Origin of the sequence: Rahnella sp. PAMC25617, from assembly GCF_050606005.1 — a bacterium.
GTDB classification, from domain to species: Bacteria; Pseudomonadota; Gammaproteobacteria; order Enterobacterales; family Enterobacteriaceae; genus Rahnella; species Rahnella variigena.
Window position 1 is genome coordinate 1 of the sequence record NZ_JBOCUM010000012.1, and the last position, 20,926, is coordinate 20,926.

General features: G+C 52.9%; 17 protein-coding genes. 12 read left to right on the forward strand and 5 right to left on the reverse strand.

Annotated features, from left to right (window positions below; genetic code table 11):
- Positions 1-618: fructose-specific PTS transporter subunit EIIC (locus ACM615_RS15050; RefSeq protein ID WP_431012119.1), on the forward strand; the 618-nt coding region annotated here is incomplete at its 5' end.
- An 80-nt stretch (positions 619-698) separates the two neighbouring features.
- Here ACM615_RS15050 and nfo read toward each other — a convergent pair.
- Both nfo and ACM615_RS15060 read right to left on the reverse strand, forming a co-directional pair.
- Positions 699-1,565, reverse strand: a complete 867-nt coding sequence (gene nfo / locus ACM615_RS15055) for a deoxyribonuclease IV (RefSeq protein WP_113877477.1) — start codon at positions 1,563-1,565, stop codon at positions 699-701.
- Between the two features lie 89 nt (positions 1,566-1,654).
- On the reverse strand, positions 1,655-2,767 hold the full coding sequence (locus ACM615_RS15060; protein ID WP_129639020.1) for a YeiH family protein: 1,113 nt from the start codon (positions 2,765-2,767) through the stop codon (positions 1,655-1,657).
- Between the two features lie 190 nt (positions 2,768-2,957).
- Here ACM615_RS15060 and yieE point away from each other — a divergent pair, with 190 nt between their 5' ends.
- From yieE to ACM615_RS15080, 4 genes are all read left to right on the forward strand, one after another.
- Positions 2,958-3,830, forward strand: a complete 873-nt coding sequence (gene yieE, locus ACM615_RS15065; RefSeq protein ID WP_112287856.1) for a DNA-binding transcriptional regulator YeiE — start codon at positions 2,958-2,960, stop codon at positions 3,828-3,830.
- A gap of 131 nt (positions 3,831-3,961) precedes the next feature.
- Positions 3,962-5,437 (forward strand): amino acid permease, encoded by a 1,476-nt coding sequence (locus ACM615_RS15070; RefSeq protein ID WP_112287857.1) that lies wholly within the window; start codon positions 3,962-3,964, stop codon positions 5,435-5,437.
- 243 nt (positions 5,438-5,680) lie between these two features.
- Entirely contained in the window at positions 5,681-6,763 is a 1,083-nt protein-coding gene (locus ACM615_RS15075) for a FecCD family ABC transporter permease (protein WP_112287858.1), read from the forward strand.
- Entirely contained in the window at positions 6,763-7,596 is an 834-nt protein-coding gene (locus tag ACM615_RS15080; protein ID WP_113877479.1) for an ABC transporter ATP-binding protein, read from the forward strand. Before ACM615_RS15075 ends, ACM615_RS15080 begins: the two co-directional genes overlap by 1 nt.
- 626 nt (positions 7,597-8,222) lie before the next feature.
- Here the strand turns inward: ACM615_RS15080 and ACM615_RS15085 are convergent.
- Positions 8,223-9,029, reverse strand: coding sequence for a 5'-nucleotidase, lipoprotein e(P4) family (locus ACM615_RS15085; protein WP_431012120.1), 807 nt, complete (start codon positions 9,027-9,029; stop codon positions 8,223-8,225).
- Positions 9,030-9,239: 210 nt separating this feature from the next.
- Positions 9,240-10,349, reverse strand: coding sequence for a porin (locus ACM615_RS15090; RefSeq protein ID WP_113877481.1), 1,110 nt, complete (start codon positions 10,347-10,349; stop codon positions 9,240-9,242).
- Positions 10,350-10,671: 322 nt separating this feature from the next.
- On the opposite strand from ACM615_RS15090, the gene dinG reads away from it, so the two are divergent.
- From dinG to ACM615_RS15110, 4 genes are all read left to right on the forward strand, one after another.
- Positions 10,672-12,846 carry an ATP-dependent DNA helicase DinG gene (gene dinG / locus ACM615_RS15095; RefSeq protein ID WP_112287760.1) on the forward strand — a complete coding sequence of 725 codons (2,175 nt, stop codon included), beginning with the start codon at positions 10,672-10,674 and terminating at the stop codon, positions 12,844-12,846.
- 44 nt (positions 12,847-12,890) lie between these two features.
- Positions 12,891-13,853 carry a DNA-binding protein YbiB gene (gene ybiB / locus ACM615_RS15100; RefSeq protein ID WP_112287761.1) on the forward strand — a complete coding sequence of 321 codons (963 nt, stop codon included), beginning with the start codon at positions 12,891-12,893 and terminating at the stop codon, positions 13,851-13,853.
- Positions 13,854-13,999: 146 nt separating this feature from the next.
- Entirely contained in the window at positions 14,000-14,341 is a 342-nt protein-coding gene (locus ACM615_RS15105; RefSeq protein WP_112287762.1) for a zinc ribbon domain-containing protein YjdM, read from the forward strand.
- Between the two features lie 112 nt (positions 14,342-14,453).
- Complete coding sequence (locus ACM615_RS15110) at positions 14,454-16,316, forward strand: M3 family metallopeptidase (protein WP_279918587.1); 1,863 nt, start codon at positions 14,454-14,456, stop codon at positions 16,314-16,316.
- 87 nt (positions 16,317-16,403) lie between these two features.
- Here ACM615_RS15110 and ACM615_RS15115 read toward each other — a convergent pair whose 3' ends face one another.
- Positions 16,404-17,033 carry a flavin reductase family protein gene (locus ACM615_RS15115; RefSeq protein WP_132965520.1) on the reverse strand — a complete coding sequence of 210 codons (630 nt, stop codon included), beginning with the start codon at positions 17,031-17,033 and terminating at the stop codon, positions 16,404-16,406.
- Between the two features lie 206 nt (positions 17,034-17,239).
- Here ACM615_RS15115 and rlmF point away from each other — a divergent pair, with 206 nt between their 5' ends.
- The 3 genes from rlmF to ACM615_RS15130 all read left to right on the forward strand — a co-directional run bounded on the left by rlmF (position 17,240) and on the right by ACM615_RS15130 (position 20,714).
- A complete protein-coding gene (gene rlmF, locus ACM615_RS15120; protein ID WP_112287765.1) occupies positions 17,240-18,208 on the forward strand; it encodes a 23S rRNA (adenine(1618)-N(6))-methyltransferase RlmF in 969 nt (322 codons plus the stop codon).
- Between the two features lie 344 nt (positions 18,209-18,552).
- On the forward strand, positions 18,553-19,863 hold the full coding sequence (locus ACM615_RS15125; RefSeq protein ID WP_431012121.1) for a methyl-accepting chemotaxis protein: 1,311 nt from the start codon (positions 18,553-18,555) through the stop codon (positions 19,861-19,863).
- 581 nt (positions 19,864-20,444) lie between these two features.
- On the forward strand, positions 20,445-20,714 hold the full coding sequence (locus ACM615_RS15130) for a helix-turn-helix domain-containing protein (RefSeq protein ID WP_132965518.1): 270 nt from the start codon (positions 20,445-20,447) through the stop codon (positions 20,712-20,714).
- Positions 20,715-20,926 lie beyond the last annotated feature (212 nt).

A 20,926-nucleotide genomic window follows, 5' to 3' on the forward strand; every position in this document is an offset into this window, starting at 1 on the left:
ACCGGTCTGGTGATGATTTACATCGTCGGTACACCGGTCGCTAAAATCATGGTTGGTCTGACTAACTGGTTGCAATCTCTGGGTACAGCGAACGCGGTTCTGCTCGGCGCGATCCTCGGTGCGATGATGTGTACCGACATGGGTGGCCCGGTAAACAAAGCCTCTTACGCATTCGGCGTGGCATTGTTGAGTTCTTCCGTGTACGGCCCGATGGCTGCCATCATGGCTGCCGGTATGGTGCCACCGCTGGCAATGGGTCTGGCAACGATTCTGGCGAGTAAGAAGTTCGAGCAGGGCGAGCGCGAAGGCGGCAAGGCTGCCATGGTGCTGGGTCTGTGCTTCATTACTGAAGGGGCCATTCCGTTCGCGGCCCGTGACCCGATGCGTGTTCTGCCATGCTGTATCGCAGGTGGCGCACTGACCGGTGCTCTGTCAATGGCCTTCCATGCACAACTGATGGCGCCACACGGCGGTCTGTTCGTGCTGTTAATCCCGGGTGCCATCACTCCGATCCTGGGTTATCTGGTGGCGATTATCGCCGGTACCGTTCTGGCCGGTGGTGCTTACGCGATTCTGAAACGTTCAGATGCTGCGTTAGCTGCGAAAGCCGCTGCATAATCAGCAGGCTGTAAATAACAGAAAGGCGCGACATTCACATGTCGCGCCTTTTTTATTGCTTTCGTAAAAGCAACTAATGATTAAGCGGCGGCTTCGTCATTCTCCGACTTCTGCTGCGCTTTCAGCCAGGCGATTTCATCTTTCCAGATATCAGGATTGACGGTTTCGAGGATCATCGGGATGCCGTCGAAGCGGGCATCTTTCATCATCCAGCTGAACACGGTATTGCCGATATTCCCTTCACCGAGGCTGTGGTGACGGTCAACGCGGCTGTTGAATTCACTTTTCGCATCGTTCAGATGCATACCGCGCAGGTATTTAAAGCCCACAACTTCTTCGAAATGTTTAAACGTTTTCTCGCATTCTTCTGCCGTGCGCAAATCGTAACCGGCCGCAAACGCGTGACAGGTATCGATGCAGACTCCAACGCGGCTTTTGTCTTCCACGCCGTCGATAATTTTCGCCAGATGTTCGAAGCGGAAACCGAGATTGCTGCCCTGACCGGCGGTATTTTCGATAACGGCAGTGACGCCTTTAGTTTTATCCAGCGCAATGTTCAGGGATTCAGAAATCAGTTCGAGGCATTTGTCTTCCTCGATTTGCATCAGATGGCTACCCGGATGGAAATTCAGCAGCGACAGACCTAACTGCTCACAGCGCTGCAATTCATCAAGGAAAGCGTCGCGGGATTTTTCCAGCGCTTCCGTCACCGGATGTCCGAGATTAATCAAATAGCTGTCGTGCGGTAAAATCTGATTGCTCTTGTAGCCGTATTTTTCACAAGCCAGTTTGAATTTTTCAATCACATCTTCCGGCAAAGGTGCGGCTTTCCACTGACGCTGATTCTTGGTGAAAAGCGCAAAAGCCGTGGCTTCCAGCTCATGTGCGCGCAATACCGCCTGATCGACACCACCGGCTGCACTGACGTGTGCTCCCACAAACTTCATTTTTGCTCCTCAGTTTTCATCGCGTTTATTCACGAATGATAGCGCCTCCGGGCAGGAGGCGCAGCATCGGAATGTTAAAAGCCGCAACATCAGCCAAAAAGATGATGCACCAGCTGGTTGATACCGGCACCGCCGACAATCAGCCAGATAAACAGTATTGCCGCCAGCAGCATCGGTTTCAGACCCGCCTGACGCAGGGCACTCATGTGGGTTGTCAGACCCAGCGCCGCCATCGCCATCGCCAGTAACACGGTATCCAGCGTAATCAGCGGTGGGATCCAGCTGTGCGGCAGGATATCCAGCGAGTTGAACGCTGCGACCAGAATAAACAACAGGGCGAACCACGGAATGGTGATATTGCGCATACCGCCGTTCTGACCGCCGTGCTGAACCTCTTTACGTGATTTCCAGCCAGAGAGCAGCAACAGGAAGGGTGCCAGCATCATCACGCGGATCATTTTGGCGATTACTGCTGCATTTTCAGCGTCCGGGCTGACACCCTGACCGGCCGCTACCACCTGCGCGACTTCATGCACCGTCGAACCGGTGTAAATCCCAAACTGTGACGCGGTAAAACTCAGCCAGTGATATTGCTCGTTCAGATGCCACAACCACGGATACAGGAAGATGGCCGCTGTACCGAAGATAACGACAGTGGCAACGGCAACGGTCACTTTTTCTGCTTTGGCATCCAGTACCGGTTCGGTCGCCATCACAGCGGCAGCACCACAAATACTGCTGCCCGCGCCGATCAGCATCGACGTATCACGGTCTAATTTAAATACCCGTTGTCCCAGCCAGCAGGCAAGGGCGAAGGTGGAGCACAACATCAGGGCATCGATGAGGATCCCTGTTGCGCCGACGTCGGCGATTTGCGCGAACGTCAGACGCAGGCCGTACAAGATAATCCCCAGACGCAGCAGGCGTTGTTTTGCCAGCGTAACGCCGCTGTCGCACCAGGGCCTGGCGGCCGGATATACCGTGTTGCCGACAACCATGCCGATGACAATAGCCAGCGTCAGCGCGCTGAGACCGAGATGGCTCAGCGACGGGAAGTTGCTCAGCCAGACCGCCAGCCCGGTAATGGCACCGGTCAGAGCCAAGCCCGGCAGCAGGCGGCTGTATCCGCCAGGTTTTTGCAGCGCAAGCTGGTCAACATCATGTTTAAGCGCGTCGCTTTTATTGAGTGAAAATTGGGTCATCGTCCGTTCCTCGTTCAGGAGTGATGACATAAGGCTACGCCGCGCTTATATAAAAATGAAATTGATTATAACTTTATAACCTATCGAAAAAACTGGTATAAAGATTTCATGTAAAAGAGACCTGCAAGCCAAGGGTCTATACTAAAAAGAACAAGCGTGCAGTCAGGCGCATGAGAACAGCGGGACATTTATGCACATAACATTGCGACAACTTGAAGTTTTCGCCGAGGTGCTGAAAAGCGGTTCGACCACTCAGGCGTCGGTTGTGCTTTCATTATCACAATCGGCAGTCAGTGCGGCGCTGGCTGATATCGAAGGGCAGCTCGGCGTGCAGTTATTTGACCGTGTCGGGAAGCGGCTGGTGATTAATGAGCACGGACGTCTGCTGTACCCGAAAGCACTGGCATTGCTGGAACAGGCGGGGGAAATCGAACGTCTGTTTAATCAGGACAACGGTTCGCTGCGCATTGGCGCCAGCAGTACCATTGGCAACTATATGCTGCCGGGGATGATTGCTGATTACCGGCTGGATTTTCCTCATACGCCGCTCGAGCTTAACGTCGGCAACACCAATGACGTCATCAATGCGGTGGCGGATTTTCGTGTCGATCTGGGGCTGATCGAAGGCCCCTGTCAGATGCCCGAGCTTATCACTCAGCCCTGGCTGGACGATGAGTTAGTGGTATTCGTTGCCCCCGAAAATCCGCTGGCGGGGCAGGTCGTTTCGCTTGAATCACTGGCGCGTGAACCGTGGATCTTACGTGAACGCGGTTCGGGTACCCGCGAAGTGCTCGACCATTTGTTGTTACCGCAATTACCTGATTTCAATCTGGTGATGGAACTGGGTAATTCTGAAGCCATCAAGCACGCCGTCCGCCATGGGATTGGCATCAGTTGTCTCTCCCGGCGGGTGATTGCTGAGCAGCTGGCCAGCGGCTCACTGGTGGAAATCCACCTGCCGGTCGCGCCGTTGGTACGCAAACTTTACCTTATACATCATCGTCAGAAACACATCTCCGGCGCGTTATCGCGTTTTTTAACGTACTGCCGCGAAGTTCAATAACGGTCTTTCGCTAATGATCCACGGCCTGTTATGAAGGTGTCTTATAACAGGTCGTTCCTGCTATTCAGAGCGGCAGGTTTTGCTACAATCCGCGCTTAAATTTCCACATGACGAGCGGATATAGGGAAAAAATGGCTCAACAACCTACAAAAAATGCGCAGGTGGCTCCCACACTGCGTCGCGAGCTGAAGGCACGTCACTTAACGATGATCGCCATCGGCGGTTCAATTGGTACGGGATTATTCGTTGCATCCGGTGCGACAGTTTCACAGGCAGGCCCGGGTGGCGCGCTGCTCTCATACGCATTAATCGGCATCATGGTGTACTTCCTGATGACCAGCCTCGGTGAACTGGCGGCGTTCATGCCCGTTTCCGGCTCATTCTCCACCTACGGTTCCCGCTATGTAGAAGAAGGCTTCGGTTTCGCACTGGGCTGGAACTACTGGTACAACTGGGCAGTCACCATCGCGGTTGACCTGGTTGCCTCACAGCTGGTGATGAACTACTGGTTCCCGGACACGCCGGGCTGGATCTGGAGCGCCTTGTTCCTCGGCCTGATTTTCCTCCTCAACTACATTTCTGTTCGCGGTTTCGGCGAAGCGGAATACTGGTTCTCGCTGATCAAAGTGGTCACTGTCATCATCTTTATCGCCGTGGGCGTACTGATGATCACCGGCATTATGCGCGGCGGCGAAACGGCTGGCTGGCATAACTGGGCTATCGGTGATGCGCCGTTTGCAGGCGGCTTTGCGTCGATGATAGGCGTGGCGATGATCGTCGGCTTCTCCTTCCAGGGCACCGAACTGATTGGCGTCGCGGCAGGTGAATCCGAAAACCCGGCCAAAAACATCCCGCGTGCGGTTCGTCAGGTATTCTGGCGTATTCTGCTGTTCTATATTCTGGCGATTCTGGTCATCAGCCTGATCATTCCTTATACCGATCCGAACCTGCTGCGTAACGAAGTCGGCGATATTTCGGTCAGCCCGTTCACGCTGGTGTTCCGTAATGCCGGTCTGCTGTCAGCGGCGGCGGTGATGAATGCGGTTATCCTGACCGCCGTGCTGTCTGCCGGTAACTCAGGGATGTACGCGTCTACCCGTATGCTGTTTACGCTGGCAAGCGAAGGCAAAGCACCGCGTATTTTCGCCAAACTGTCGAAAGGCGGTGTACCGCGTAACGCGCTGTATGCCACCACGATTGTGGCTGCGTTGTGCTTCCTGAGCTCAATGTTTGGTAATCAGACCGTTTACCTGTGGCTGCTGAACACGTCCGGTATGACCGGCTTTATTGCCTGGCTCGGCATTGCTATCAGCCATTACCGCTTCCGTCGTGGTTATGTGTCACAGGGGCGAGACCTGAAAAAACTGCCATACCTTTCGGGCTTCTTCCCGTTTGGTCCGGTGTTTGCCTTTGTGCTGTGTCTGATTATTACGCTGGGGCAGAACTATCAGGCGTTCCTGAAAGACACCATCGACTGGTATGGCGTGGCCGCGACTTACATCGGCCTGCCGCTGTTCCTGATTATCTGGTTCGGCTATAAGCTGACCAAAGGCACCAAAGTGGTGAAATACAGCGAAATGGAATTCCCGGATCACGTCGATAAGTAACCGGCTGGGATTTTGAAATATTCATATCGTTGAAAAGCGGAGCTCAGGCTCCGCTTTTTTACGTCTGCAATTCAGCAAAACAAAACGGACAACATCATGCTTTGTTACCGCTGCGTTTAACGTCTTAGTCTGATAGGTTTTGCAAAACACATTGATAATTATTATCATTTATTCCCTTTCTTTGGGAATAGCACAACATCTGTTCCCGCCATAAGTTTTTAACTTAATGAGATTGAAGCGAAAATGAGTGCAACAACCGAACCCGCCCTGGCGGTGAAAGGCAACGCCCCGGACGGCGTGATGGGGCGATACCAGAATATCGTACGCCGCCGTCTGTTAATCATGCTGGTCCTGGTGCTGGCGATCGTCGTCTCGCTGGTGATTGATTTCATTATGGGGCCTTCGGGGTTGTCGCTCGGTACGCTGTGGAAAACCCTGTTTGATGCGGCGGCAGCCGATCCGGGTACGCGCGTGATTGTCTGGGATATCCGTTTGCCGTATGCGCTGATGGCGGTGGCAGTCGGCATGTCGCTCGGTCTTGCCGGTGCGGAAATGCAGACTATCCTCAACAACCCGCTCGCCAGTCCGTTCACACTCGGTGTTTCTTCTGCGGCGGCGTTTGGCGCAGCACTGGCGATTGTGCTGGGTATCGGTATTCCGGGCATTCCCGACCAGTGGTTTATCTCTGCTAACGCCTTTATTTTTGCCTTACTGGCCGCGCTGATGCTGGATGGGATCACGCGCTGGACGCGTGTCGCCAGTTCCGGCGTAGTGCTGTTCGGTATCGCGCTGGTGTTTACTTTCAACGCACTGGTTTCTCTGATGCAGTTTATCGCCACCGAAGACACCTTGCAGGGACTGGTTTTCTGGACAATGGGCAGTCTGGCGCGTGCGTCATGGGTGAAGCTGGGCGTAATGCTGCTGGCATTCCTGGTTCTGTTGCCATGGTCGATGATGAGCGCGTGGAAGCTGACGGCGCTGCGTCTGGGGGAAGATCGCGCGGTGAGTTTTGGTATCGACGTGCGCCGTTTGCGTCTCGGCACCTTGCTGCGTATCAGTATTCTTTCCGCGCTGGCAGTCGCATTTGTCGGCCCGATTGGATTTATCGGTCTTGTCGCGCCACACATCGCCCGTCTTATGTTTGGTGAAGACCACCGTTTCTACCTGCCAGCCAGTGCGCTGATTGGTGCGCTGGTGCTTTCAATGGCATCGGTGGCCTCAAAAAATCTGGTGCCGGGCGTCATTATTCCGGTGGGGATCGTCACCTCGCTGGTCGGCGTGCCGTTCTTCCTGAGTATTATTCTTCGTCACCGGGGGAACGTCTGATGTCCGCAATGCCAGAAACGCAGCCACAAGATTTACTGAATGCCGCCACGCAGGGGCTGCAAATCCGCGATTTCAACGCGGGCTATCCGAAGCGCCACGTGATCCGCCATCTCAATGTCCCGATGCTGCCGCGTGGAAAAATCACCGTGCTGCTCGGGCCAAACGGCAGCGGAAAATCGACGTTGCTGCGTTCCCTCGCCGGACTTAACCGCGCGGAAGGGCAGTTGTTTCTCGACGGGCACGATTTAATGCCGATGCCTTTTGCGCGCCGTGCGGAGCAGGTTGTTTACCTGCCACAAACGCTGCCTGCGGGTGTGCATCTGCATGTGCTGGAGTCCATCATCGTGGCGCAGCGTGCGTCTGGCGGGAAGGGCAAAGTCTCGGAAGGCACCGATAAAGTGATGACGTTGTTGCGTCAGCTGGGTATCGAGCATCTGGCGCTGAGTTATCTTGATCAGCTTTCCGGCGGTCAGAAACAGCTGGTCGGTCTGGCGCAATCCCTGATCCGCCAGCCTTCCTTACTGCTGCTCGACGAACCGCTCAGCGCGCTTGATCTTAACTATCAGTTCCACGTCATGGATCTGGTACGCAAAGAGACGCAGAAACGCAATATCGTGACCGTGGTGGTTGTGCATGACATCAATATCGCGCTGCGCCATGGCGACCGCGTGCTGATGCTTAAAGACGGTAATCTGATAGCCGATGGCGAACCGGAAGACGTGATCACCGCCGACAGTCTGGCGCGTGTTTACGGCGTCCGCGGGCGGATTGAACGCTGCTCGCAGGGGACGCCGCAGATATTGATTGATGGATTAGTGGGGGACATCGGGTAATTTTGTGGGTTGCCACCCACTTTGGTCTTAAATTCAAGGTCGTGGGCGTCGGCCCACACCGACCAGAGACCCGGTAACGCGCGGGCCTCTGGACTCCGCGCTTTTTTAACTGCGCGCTATCGCTGGGACGACGGACATATTCTGGCACATTGGAGAGTGGCGCAAATCCAGGTGCTTCGCACTGCCTTCTCTCGGTCTTCGAGCCATAGGTCTCGAAGCCGCTCCGTTCAGCTGGATTTTGATCACGCCAATCAACCTTTTTAAAAGATGAAAAACAGTCTGTCGTTGATTTTAAGATCGTGCGGGCGATTCAGGAATCTTGCTGAACGGAGCGGCCTGAAGACCAAAGGCTTCAGGACCGAGAGAAGGCACCGCGCAGCGGCAAGATTTCCAGCCTGTCACTGCGATACCTGAAACATAGCCAGCGAGCGTTAGCGCGTGTTGAAAAAGCGAGGGGAGTTCAGAGGGGAAAAGCCTTTCCCCTCTGGTCGGTTTCGGCGCAGCGCGTTAAGTGATCGCTGCGCTTAAAAAACCGAAATATTCTCGATCAAGCCTCCGGTGCAACCGGTAAAACGAAATTTTCTCTAAATCATCTTTTAAAGATAATTTGTCAGCTTTCTAAAAGCTTACTTCCCATTCCATGCCTTCAGATTCTGCTCCCGCGCAGACAATTTCTGCTCAGGTGTCAGCTTGTTGTAATCCTTCGCCAGACCACTTTCCCAGTCGCCGTAAAGCGGATTTGGCAGCACGATGTATTGCGTGCCGAAGTGCTGATGGTTCTGATTCACAAAGGCACGGCGTTGTTCATTACCCTGATGATAGGTCGCAGAACCAAAGTCATTCAGGTTGTCGCCGATGTAAATCACCACGTGATAACCCGCGGCTTTAATCGAGTCGAAACGCGCTTGTTTGTTGGACGTGTCTGAACTTAACAGCATGGTTTTTTCATTCGCGCCGGTAAAGCCTAGGCGGTTCATGTTGTCGAGCGTCGCGGCGTATTCGCTGGTTTTACGGTTAGACACGTAGAACATCGTGCCGCCATGTGTGTTGATGTAGTTAGCAAACTCCACAGCGCCAGGCACGGCGGTAGCCTGACGCGCTGCTGTCCATTGGGACCAGGTTTTGCTGTCGAATGGCTTATTCGCTTTCACCTGCCACGCACTGTACGCGCTGTTATCGAGCATCGTTTCGTCGAGATCGACGACGACGGCTTTCTTCTGTCCGGCCAGCGGCTGGGCGTTATCAAACGCCATTTTCGCCGTGTTAAAGGCCTGATAAGCCAGCGCCTGATACTCACCGGATTGCTGGAACCAGTTCAGCGCCATCACCGACTGATCGTTCAGTTTCTGTTGGGCGTCCGTTTTTTGCTGCGCGCAGCCGCTGAGGGCCAGCATGATTAAAGCACTGGTGGTGCAAAGCGAAATTTTATTCATGGGTTATCCCTGCTTGTTAAGAAAGATTCGCATTCATCAAAATCGTTAAAACTGTAGCAGATTCAGCGGGGTGTGGAAGCCTAAATGGCGATTTACGCGAGGTGCGCCGAGAAATAACACAAATAAAAAAGGCCGGAGGGTGAGTCCGGCCGAAGAATGTCAAGACAGAGAATAATGAGGTGGTAAAGCGCCTGTTTTTAGAACTAATTATCAGAACTGATAGACCAGACCAACGGCGGTAATGTCGTCGTTGTTCAGAGCCAGTTTATTATCGTCGGACAGCTGGTTGATTTTATAATCAACATAGGCAGACATGTTTTTGTTGAAATAATAGGTTGCTGCTACGTCAACATATTTAACCAGGTCAGCATCACCGATGTTTTCAATATCTTTTGCTTTAGTCTGGACATAACCCAGTGAAGGGCGCAGGCCATTTTCGAACTGATATTGTGCAACGGCTTCGAAGGTCTGGGTTTTATTTGCAAAACCACTTCCTGCCGGTGCGCCTGCAATTCCGCCTGGTACGGTAATGGCCAGCATATTACGGGTTTCAGCATACATGGCGGCTAAATAAACGCCATTGTCGTCATATTTCATGCCGCCAGTCCATGCGTCAGCTTTATCGCCTTTGCCGTAAGCGGAATTGCTCTGCGCCGTGGTGCGGTCAGAAGACGCATACGCGCCGCCGAAGCTCACGCCGGTATCACCCAGTGCGTAAGTGGTAGACAGTGAATAGCCGTCACCGTTGGCTGTGCTGCTGCCGCGACCGTCGTTTTCATTTTTACCCTGGTACTGAACGGCTACGTTCAGACCGTCAACCAGGCCGAAGAAGCCGCGGTTACGGTACGTGGCGACGCCATTGGTACGGCCCGTCATGAAGCGGTCAGCTTTGGTGTAACCGTCACCGCCAAATTCAGGGAACATATCGGTCCAGGCTTCAACGTCGTACAGTGCGCCGTAGTTACGGCCATAGTCGACGGAACCGTATTGACCAAATTTCAGACCGGCAAAGCCCAGACGGGTTTTGGTGCCGGTGGTGCTTGGCGTTTTGCTGTCAGATTCAGCATGGTTAGCCATGACGTTGTATTCCCACTGGCCGTAGCCGGTGATCAGGTCATTAATTTGGGTCTGGCCTTTAAAACCGAAACGCACGTAACTCTGGTCGCCATCACTGCCGGGAGCATCAGAGAAATAATGCAGACCTTTCACTTTACCGTACAGGTCCAGTTTATTGCCGTCTTTATTATAAACTTCCGCTGCGTGTGCGCCTGATGCAATCAATAAACCAGGAATTAAAAGTGCCAGAATATTACGTTTCATGAATTTTACCCTGCATTCTTTATTAAAAGCTTTTCATAAAAGCTTTATATGAAGTCTTGTGGAAAGACGCTAATCATCATTTTTGCTGTGCATTCCGTATGGACTCGGATTTTTCTCAGCGAGAGTTTTTTACCGTATATTTGTGATCAATTTATGACAGTCAGAAATGAACTTTTTCTTTTTTTACACGTCCTCCTTTTTTTCTGCATAAATTTACACCACAGGAAATGCCCTTAACCAAGATTTCGGGCTGCGCCAGAAGCCGGTCTGTGGGACAATAGCCGGGACATTCCTGTCTCACTTCCAACAAAAAAAGAGATGCATGGCGCTTTCCCCCGCAGTAAAAAATCAGATAAGCCAGTGGTACAAAGCCCTGCAACAGCAAATCCCGGATTTCATTTCCCGCGCTCCGCAACGTCAGATGATTGCAGAAGTGGCGAAGGCGTTCTCGGGGGATTCTGCACGGCATCTGGCCATCGAAGCGCCGACCGGCGTCGGGAAAACGTTGTCTTATCTCATCCCCGGCATTGCTGTCAGTCGTGAAGAAGAAAAACCGCTGATTGTCAGCACGGCAAACGTGGCGTTGCAGGATCAGATTTTCAGCAAAGATTTACCGCTGCTGAAAAAAATCATTCCGGATCTGAAATTTACCGGCGCTTTTGGTCGCGGGCGTTACGTGTGTCCGCGAAATCTGGCGGCGATGAGCAATGAAAATGCGCAGGGCGATCTGGGATTATTTCTTGGTGATGAACTGGCACCTTCCAGCGGCGAAGAACAGAAACTGTGTAAAACGCTGGAAACCGCGCTGTCACGTTACGAGTGGGATGGTTTACGCGATCACTACCAGAAGACTATCGACGATCCGCTGTGGATCAAAATCAGCACAGATAAAGCCAACTGCCTCAGCCGTAACTGTCATTACTTTCGCGAATGCCCGTATTTTGTGGCGCGCAAAGAAATTGAAAGCGCAGATGTAGTAGTGACCAACCACGCGCTGGTGATGGCGGCGCTGGAGTCAGAATCCGTGCTGCCACCGGCAAAAGACCTGCTGCTGGTGCTCGACGAAGGACATCATCTGCCGGAAGTGGCCCGCGACGCGCTGGAAGTCGACGCGGAAATCACCGCGATGTGGAATAACCTGCAACTCGATAATTTTGTCCGTCAGATTGAACAATGTCTGGCGCTGTTTACGCCGAAGAATCCGCCGCCGCTGACCAACGCCGAGCGTCTGCATAATCACTGCGCCGAAATGCGCGAACTGCTGCTGTCGATTGAACAGACCGTGGGACAGTATTTACCCCCGGATGAGCCGGAAGCCGAATACCGTTTCGAACTGGGATTATTGCCGCCGGAGCTGACAGAGCAGTGCAGCCGCCTGTTTAAACTCACCGATGGTCTGCGCAGTCTGGCGGAATACATGGTGAATGACCTCAGCGAGAAGACCGGCAAACACGACATTATGCGTCTGCATCGCGCGATTTTGCACATGAGCCGGATGCAGGGCTATCTCGAAACCATGAGCAAACTGTGGCGGCTGGCGGCGCTGGATAAAGCGTCCAATGCGCCGATTGGCAAATGGGTGACGCGGACTTATTTCGATAACCAGACGCATCTGGTCTTCCATTGCGCGGGGATACGCGTCAGCGAGCAGCTGGAAAAAATGCTGTGGCGCAAAGTGCCGCACGTGGTGATTACCTCTGCGACGTTGCGCTCGCTGAACAGTTTCTCCCGCTTGCAGGAAATGACCGGCCTGACGGAAAAAGCCGGCGACCTTTTCGTCAGTCTGGATTCGCCGTTCAGCCATGTCACGCAGGGTAAACTGGTGATCCCGCAAATGACGCTGGAGCCGCTGATGGCTAACGAAGCTGCGCATTTGCAGGAGATGGCCGATTTCTTCCGCGCCGAACTGGCAAAAGGGCAGCACACCGGCCAGCTGGTGTTATTCGCCAGTAACCGTGCGTTGCAGCAATTCGTTTCTTTGCTGCCGGATTTACGCCTGATGCTGCTGGTGCAGGGTGATCAGCCCCGTTACCGGCTGGTCGAGGAGCACCGCAAGCGCGTCGCCGCGGGTACGACCAGCGTGCTGATCGGCCTGCAATCTTTCGCGGAAGGGCTGGATCTGAAAGGTGAATTGCTGACGCAGGTGCACATCCATAAAATTGCGTTTCCGCCGATCGACAGCCCGGTGATCCTGACCGAAGGCGAGTGGCTGAAAACGCTGAAGCGCTATCCGTTTGAAGTGCAGAGTTTACCCAGTGCGTCATTCAACCTGATCCAGCAGGTCGGGCGTCTGATCCGCAGCCATGAATGTACTGGCGAAATCGTGATTTATGACAAGCGTCTGCTGACCAAAAGCTACGGTTCGCGCCTGCTCGCGGCATTACCGGTGTTTCCTATTGAACAGCGCGAAATGCCTGCGCCCGGTTCGGTGAAACGCCCTGATATCCTGAAAACAGCGAAGAAAGATCCGGTTCGCCGTCGCGCCCGCCGGCGATAATTTTTCCTCAAGAAAAGTCATTACACAGAGAAGGTAACGCTACGATGGATTACACCAAACTCATCAAAGAAGTGGGGCGTGGAAAGAATCATGCCCGTGATTTGGATCGTGAGCAGTCGCTTGCGTTGTACCGCGAAATTCTGGCCGGTGAAGTGCCGGATTTACAGCTGGGTGCGCTGCTGATTGCGTTTCGTATCAAAGGCGAAGCGGAAGAAGAGATGCTCGGGTTTTATGCCGCGATGGAAGAGCGCGTGATGCGTCTGCAGGCACCGGAAAATCGTCCGCTGCCGGTGGTCATTCCGACCTACAACGGCGCCCGTAAGCAGGCGAATCTGACGCCGTTGCTGGCGATGCTGCTCAGCCGTCTGGGTTTGCCGGTGGTAGTGCATGGCGTGGATGAAGATCCTACCCGTATCACCAGCGCGGAGATTTTCCGCGCATCAGGTATCGACGCTGCTCAAAACCAGCAACAGGCGCAGCAGCAGCTTGATGCCGGAAACGGCCCGGTCTTTGTGCCGGTTTCGGTCATGTGCGCGCCGATCGAAAAGCAACTGGCACTGCGCTGGCAGATGGGCGTGCGTAACAGCAGCCATACGCTGGCGAAACTCATCACACCTTTCATCGGGCAGGATGCGTTGCGTTTATCCAGCGTTTCTCATCCCGAATATATTCAGCGTGTTTCCTCATTTTTCCGCCAGATTGATGGCCGTGCATTGCTGACGCAAGGGACGGAAGGGGAAGTGTATGCCAATCCGTCACGCTTCCCGCAAACGCACTTTATCGCCGGTGGTGAACTGAGTGTGCTGGCAGAAAAAGAAGAGATTTTTGCCGCCGATGTGCCGTCGACCAAAGACGTCGACGCCACCGTGAACTACATTCAGGAATGCCTGAAGGGCGAACGCGCTGTCCCGCAGGCGATTCTGAATCAGCTGGCATGTTGTCTGGTGGCAGCAGAAGTGTGTGGCGATATGGCTGAGGCCAAAATGATTGTGGATCAGATTTTTTAGAAGCTGGGAATGAGCTCAGTTAGCTCATCTCCCCAAAATCTCCCTTACCCTGTTCAAAAGTGTGGTTAAAGGCTAAAATAAAGGAACTACGGAATCTATTTACTGATTTCATTCGTTTTTTTATAAAGTTTTATGGAGATTTAAATATGGAAACGTTGCCAGCTTGCCCTACGTGTCAGTCCGAATTCACCTGGCAGGACGGTGAAATGCTTAACTGTCCTGAATGTGGACATGTCTGGTCAATGAGCGGTGAAAACAGCGCGGAAGATGACGTGCTGAAAGTGGTCGATGCCAACGGTAACCTGCTGGCGGATGGCGATTCTGTCACCGTAATCAAAGACCTGAAAGTGAAAGGCAGTTCTTCAATGCTGAAAATCGGGACCAAGGTGAAGGGCATCCGTCTGGTTGAAGGCGATCACAATATCGACTGCAAAATTGACGGTTTTGGTCAGATGAAACTCAAATCCGAGTTCGTGAAGAAAAACTGATTTCCGCACAATCCTGCCTGACATTCAAAAGCGGTTTTGCCATATCGACATAACCGCTTTGCGAACATACACTCAATGTAAAATCTCTTTAACATTCAGCAGAGAAGATTACATGAAACAGGCTCAGGACTATTTTAACGCCCTCAATCGCGATTACCTCAACGTGCATCAGAACAAAGAAAACTTGTTCTGGCAAAACTACATGGGCACCGGTGATGAAAATGTCTCCGACGCTTTCTCCGCTGCCGAAACTGCTTACAAACGCTTTATCGCTGAACCTTCCCGTCCGCAGGAAATTCGTGACGCCATCGCCAGTCTGGAAAAACACAGTGCCAGCGACGAGCGTGATGCGCTGCTCCACGGTCTGCGCGGCTGGCTGAATTTCTTCGACTGTAATGTGATTGAAGATCCCAAAGCCCAGGCGCTGATGGATGAAATCATTCAGGCCGAATCCGTGCTGTTTGGTAAGCGTAAGCAGTACCGTATGACCCACATTAACAGCAAAGGCGAGCGCGTCAGTGCCTCTCTCGGCGAACTGCTGACTAATCAGGCCAATAACGAAAATGAAGCTTACCGCCGCAGTTCCCAGAATGCGTTGCGCGATCTGGAAGACTGGCTGCTGCATAACGGCTTGCCTGAACTGATCGGCCTGCGTAACCGTTTTGCCCGCCAGCTCGGTTACCGTAACTATTTCGACTATAAAGTGAATAAAACCGAGCGGATGTCGCCGGAACAGTTATTCGCTATCCTCGACCGGTTCGAAGAACGCACCCGCGAAAGCAACACGCGCAGCCTCAATGAACTGGTAGCACGCGAAGGTGATGCCGCACTGCTGCCGTGGAATATCCGTTTCGCCAGCGCCGGTGACGTCACCCGTCAGCTCGATCCTTACTTCCCGTTTGCCGATTCCCTGCGCCGCTGGATTGACAGCTTCAAACGCCTGAATATCGGTTTTAACGGCGCAGAAATGCAGCTCGATTTGCTGGTCCGCGAAGGCAAATACGAGAACGGATTTATGCACGGACCGGTGCCGCCGTTCTATGACAACGGCAAATGGGTGCCTGCGGTGATTAACTTCACCAGTCTGGCAAAACCGGATCAGATTGGCAGCGGCGCCACGGGTCTGAATACCTTGTTCCATGAAGGAGGACATGCGGCGCATTTCGCCAATATCCGCCAGAACGCACCGTGCTTCTCACAAGAATTCCCGCCGACGTCGATGGCGTATGCTGAAACGCAGTCCATGTTCTGCGACAGCCTGCTCGATGACGCTGACTGGCTGAAGCGTTACGCGAAAAATACCGCCGGTGAGCCGGTGCCGGACGAACTGATCCGCGCCAGTATCGAGGCCCGTCAGCCGATGCGTTCGTTCAATGAGCGTCACATTCTGCTGGTGCCGTATTTCGAGTGGCAGCTTTATCAGTGGCCAGATGAAAAACGCACGCCGGAAGCCATGACTGCGCTGGCGCGTGATGTTGAAACGCATATTCTTGGCGTGACCGGCAGTCCGCGTCCGACGCTGGCAATCCCGCATCTGCTTTCCATGGAATCCGCCTGTTCTTATCAGGGCTATCTGCTGGCGATGATGGCCGTTGAACAGACCCGCGCCTTCTTCCTGAAACGCGATGGCTACCTGACCGACAATCCGGCCATCGGCCCGGATCTGGCGAAGCATTACTGGACGCCGGGTAACAGCGTCAGCCACGACGATACCTTACGCAGCCTGACCGGCGAGGGGTTCAATCCCGATTATCTGGCGCAGGCCTGTAATCAGACGGTGGATTCGGCGTGGCAGGATGCGCAGCAGACCATTGAAATGGCATCAAAACGTGAGCAGCCCGCAGCCGATTTCGACCTGAATGTGCACATCCGCGTGGTGGATGGTGCCCGAATTTTAGCTGACAGCGCCGACGGTGATGACGCGATGTGCCAGGATTTTGCGGATTTCGTCGAGCAGAATTACAACCATAAATAGCTACGTTACAAAATAATCCCCTCAATGAAAAAGCCACCGGCGGTGTAAATCGCACGGTGGCTTTTTTTTTACAGTGAAGATCAGAACTCAGCGGGCGTCCGGGCGTATCAGGTCAAAGCGTAAATCTTCAGAAATGCCGTAGTAGGCAGAAGGGCCTCCGGCGCGTAATACCGGTTCGGCCAGCGAGGTTTGATAAATCCCGTCAATCAGCAGATGTGGCGCAATATGTACGGCAACCACTTCACCCAGCACCAGCCAGGTATCGATATCGCCACCGGCCGCCGTTTTCAGCTGAATACACTGTGTCAGTTTGCACTCAAAATTCACCGGGCTTTCCAGCACGCGATCCGCGGCAACCCGTGTTCCCGGTTGCGGCGTCAGACCTGCGAAATCAAACTCATCTGCACCGTGTTCCAGCGAGGCCGAACTTTCATTCATTTTCACCGCCAGCGGTCGGGTGGTGAGATTCCAGACGAATTCACCGGTTTCCACGATATTCGCCACGCTGTCTTTCCAACCGCTGCTGGCAAAACCAATGATCGGCGGACGGTAATTGAAACAGTTGAAGAAACTGTAAGGCGCCAGATTGCGCTGTCCGGCGGCATTGCGGGAGGAAATCCAGCCTATCGGACGCGGACCGACAATAGCGTTTAACGGGTCATGGGGCAGGCCGTGGCCTTTGGCTGGTTCGTAATAGTAGCGTTCATCAGTGCTCATGATTTTCCTCAGCAAATAATTCATAAAGACTATGATTTGTACATTACCCGATTTAATCAGACGCTGACCGTTTTTATGTGCCCGCGTCAGCCCGGATGCATCCGGCAGGCAGCGGCGCTTTGTGGTATCTTGTGCGCCATTCATGAATATCTAACGCCCCATCGCATATTTTATGCGTCGCGCACACCTCTCGGAGAGTCACTCAGGTGGAAAAAAAGAAAGTCTTCCCTCAGGAAAAAAGCGGTCTTCACCCGCGAAATCGTCATCGCAGCCGCTATGATTTCCCGGCCCTGATTGCCAGCAGCCCGGAACTGGCACCGTTTGTTGTCGAAAATAAATGGGGCGATTTGTCCGTTGATTTCGCCAACGCTCAGGCAGTTAAAGCCCTGAATCGTGCCTTGCTTCGCGATTGCTATCAGATTGAAAACTGGGATATTCCTGCCGATTATCTGTGCCCGCCAATTCCGGGGCGTGCGGATTATATTCACCATCTGGCTGATTTACTGGCAGGCAGCAACAACGGCAAGATCCCGCAGGGCAAAGACATTTCCGTGCTGGATATCGGTGTTGGCGCGAACTGTATTTATCCGATTATCGGCCTGCGTGAATATGGCTGGCGCTTTACCGCCAGTGAGATTGATGCGGTTTCTATGGCGGCGGCCAAGAAAATTGTCGCGACCAATCCGCTGCTGACCAATCAGGTGCGTTTCCGTTTACAGGCTAAACCGCAGCGTATTCTCGACACCATTATCCGCCACGATGAGCGTTATGACGCAGTGCTGTGTAATCCGCCATTCCATGCGTCGGCGGCAGATGCGGCGTCTGGCAGTCAGCGTAAACGTCAGAACCTCGGTCTGGATCGTCGTGCCGGTACCGCAGAACTGAACTTTGGCGGCCAGCACAACGAATTGTGGTGTGAAGGCGGTGAAGAAGCGTTTGTGGTTCGCATGGCAGAAGAAAGCGCCGGTAAAGCGCAGAACTGTTTCTGGTACACGGTGCTGGTTTCTAAAAAAACGACATTGCCGTTACTGTATGACGCGCTGAGTGAAGAGGGTGCGACGGATGTCCGCACTGTCGAAATGGTTCACGGTAACAAGATCAGCCGTTTCGTGGCCTGGACATTCCTGACGCCTTCACAGCAAAAAAGCTGGGCAATCAAACGCTGGTCAGTTTGATCACGATGTGAACTGCCCTGATTTCAGCCTGTTCATCTGACGGTGAACAGGCTGAAAAAAATACTCCCGCGCCCCCCTTTCTTTTTCAGTGGAATAAATTATGCTTAATTCACTATAAGAAAGTTGATTAATTAACAGAGTAATGATTTTGCGCGTGACTTTATTTTTCACCGCATAATGTTTTGACTGCCTGAGCAATCCTCCTGCCACCCACCCAGGGGCCAGACTATTTTTCGCTATTTATTAGTGACCTTACTAATAACCTGCGGGAATTAGCACGTGTTTATTTCAATTAATTGCGATCGCGCATTAATTCACGTTATCAGCCACAGGGTATCTGTCCTATGCAATTATTTTCTCATCAGTTTAGTACGGCATGGCGTGATAAATTCGCTGCTATTCAGCAGGCAGTTCCGATGATCGCTTTCACGCCAGAAGGCGTGGTGCTTGAGGTCAACGATCTGTTTCTGAGCAGCATGGGGTACAACAGGAATGAGGTGATGGGGCAGCCACACCGGATTTTCTGTACGCCGGAGTTTGTTGCCAGCGATGCGTATCGTTTGCACTGGGAAGCATTGCGGCAGGGAAAATCGGTCAGCGGAAATATTAAACGCGTACAGAAAAACGGAAGCATAATCTGGCTGGAAGCAACGTACATACCTGTCAAAAATAAACAAGGCAAAGTCACTGAGATAATTAAAATTGCCAGTGATGTCTCCGAAAGAATTAATGAATCTCACGAACATCAGGGAATTCTTCAGGCGCTGGAACGTTCAATGGCGCTGATTACCTTTACTCCCGACGGTCATGTAATTTCTGCAAACAATAACTTCCTGAAAGTCATGGGTTATTCTCTGCAACAAATTAAGGGTCATCCCCATTTGATGTTTTGTCTTGCGCAATACCGCGATTCACACGATTACCGCAACCACTGGCAACGTCTCAGAAACGGCGAGTTTATTCTCGGGCGCTTCGAGCGTATGAATGGCCGGGGTCAGGCAATCTGGCTGGAGGCGAGTTATAACCCGGTGATCGACGACGACGGCAAAGTGATAAAAATTGTCAAAATCGCCCAGGACATTACCAGTCAGATGGCACAGCAGCGCCAGCAGGAAAGCATGATGACGCATGTGCATGAGCTTTCCCTGACCACGGATAAAACGGCGGCTGAAGGTGTGACCATCGTGCAGAAAGCGGTGGAAGATATGCAGGAAGTGGAAGCGCTGGCGCGCCGTACTTCAGAGATTATCGGGCAACTGGGGCAGACCTCCGAACGCATTGGCGAAATGGTGGATACCATCCGCCGGATTTCATCCCAGACCAATCTGCTGGCCATCAACGCGACGATTGAAGCGGCACATGCCGGAGAACAGGGCAGGGGATTCGCGGTGGTCGCCGGAGAAGTCCGCTCACTGGCCGATCAGTCCCGCAAAGCCGCCGTCGAAATTGACCAGCTTACACAAAGCATCCGCGATGGCGTGATGGCGGCGATTGATGGTATGGGGAATTGCGTCAACCGCGCCGGTGGTGGCGTGGCGCTGAGCCGCAATGCGGGTGATGTGATCAATCAGGTGAATCTGGGGATGCAGGATCTGGTGCGGATGATGGCGGAGTTTTCCGTTATCACGGGGGATCAGGGGCAGACGAGGCATTAGTGGCAGGGGGCGCTGCAACGGGGCGGCCAATGGATAAGGGAATTTCACTCGTCGTGAGGGCTGGAGCGAGAAAATTTCGTTTTTTTCACTCACCGTGAAAGTTGGATTGAGTAAATTTCGGTTTCTCAAGTGCGGTGATCACTCAACGCGCTGCGCCGAAACCGCCCAAGAGAGGGAAGTGCTTTCCCTCTCTTGGATCTCTCCCCGCTTTTTTACTCCGCGCTATCGCTGGCTGGCTATGTTCCAGTTATCACAGCGACAGGCGCGAAATCTTGCCGCTTCGCGGTGCCTTCTCTCGGTCTTCGAGCCATAGGTCTCGAAGCCGCTCCGTTCAGCAAGTTTTCTGAAAGCGCCCTTGGGCAAAGAACCTGTCTCTGATGTAACTCCATGTAACGACTTAAATTTACTCTGAATCAAGTTCTCAACTTCATGATTTCGCAATTGGCACGCGGTAAGTCATTACGGTATGATCACTTCGCTGCGGCTCATCCGCAGTTGGGAGTTGCGGCCCAGATTACTGGAGGTAAGGAACGTTCAACGAGATCGTTTCGTCACTTTGTTCTCTGGCATGGAGGTATCCAATGAAAACCTATACCGACTGGCATCAGGCTGACATTATTGCCGCACTGCGTAAGCAAGGAACAACGCTTGCCGCCGTTTCACGCGCAGCGGGTTTGTCCTCTTCGACTCTTTCCAATGCATTGTCACGTTCGTGGCCGAAAGGCGAAATGCTGATTGCTTCTGCACTCAATATTGCACCAGCACAAATTTGGCCGAGTCGTTATTTCGATGCAAAAGGTCAACTCATCAGTAAGTCATTAAGAAATAGCCATGATAAATCAAGAGACTAGTTTTTGAATTTGTCGAATGGCGCGCTCAAAAATGGCAATCCACATCTCTAAAAGATGGAAAACAGTCTTCTTTTGAATTTAAGATCGTGCGGGCGATTCAGAAATCTTGCTGAACGGAGCGGCTTCGAGACCTATGGCTCGAAGACCGAGAGAAGGCACCGCGCAGCGGCAAGATTTCCATCCTGTCAATGCGACACCTGAAACATAGCCAG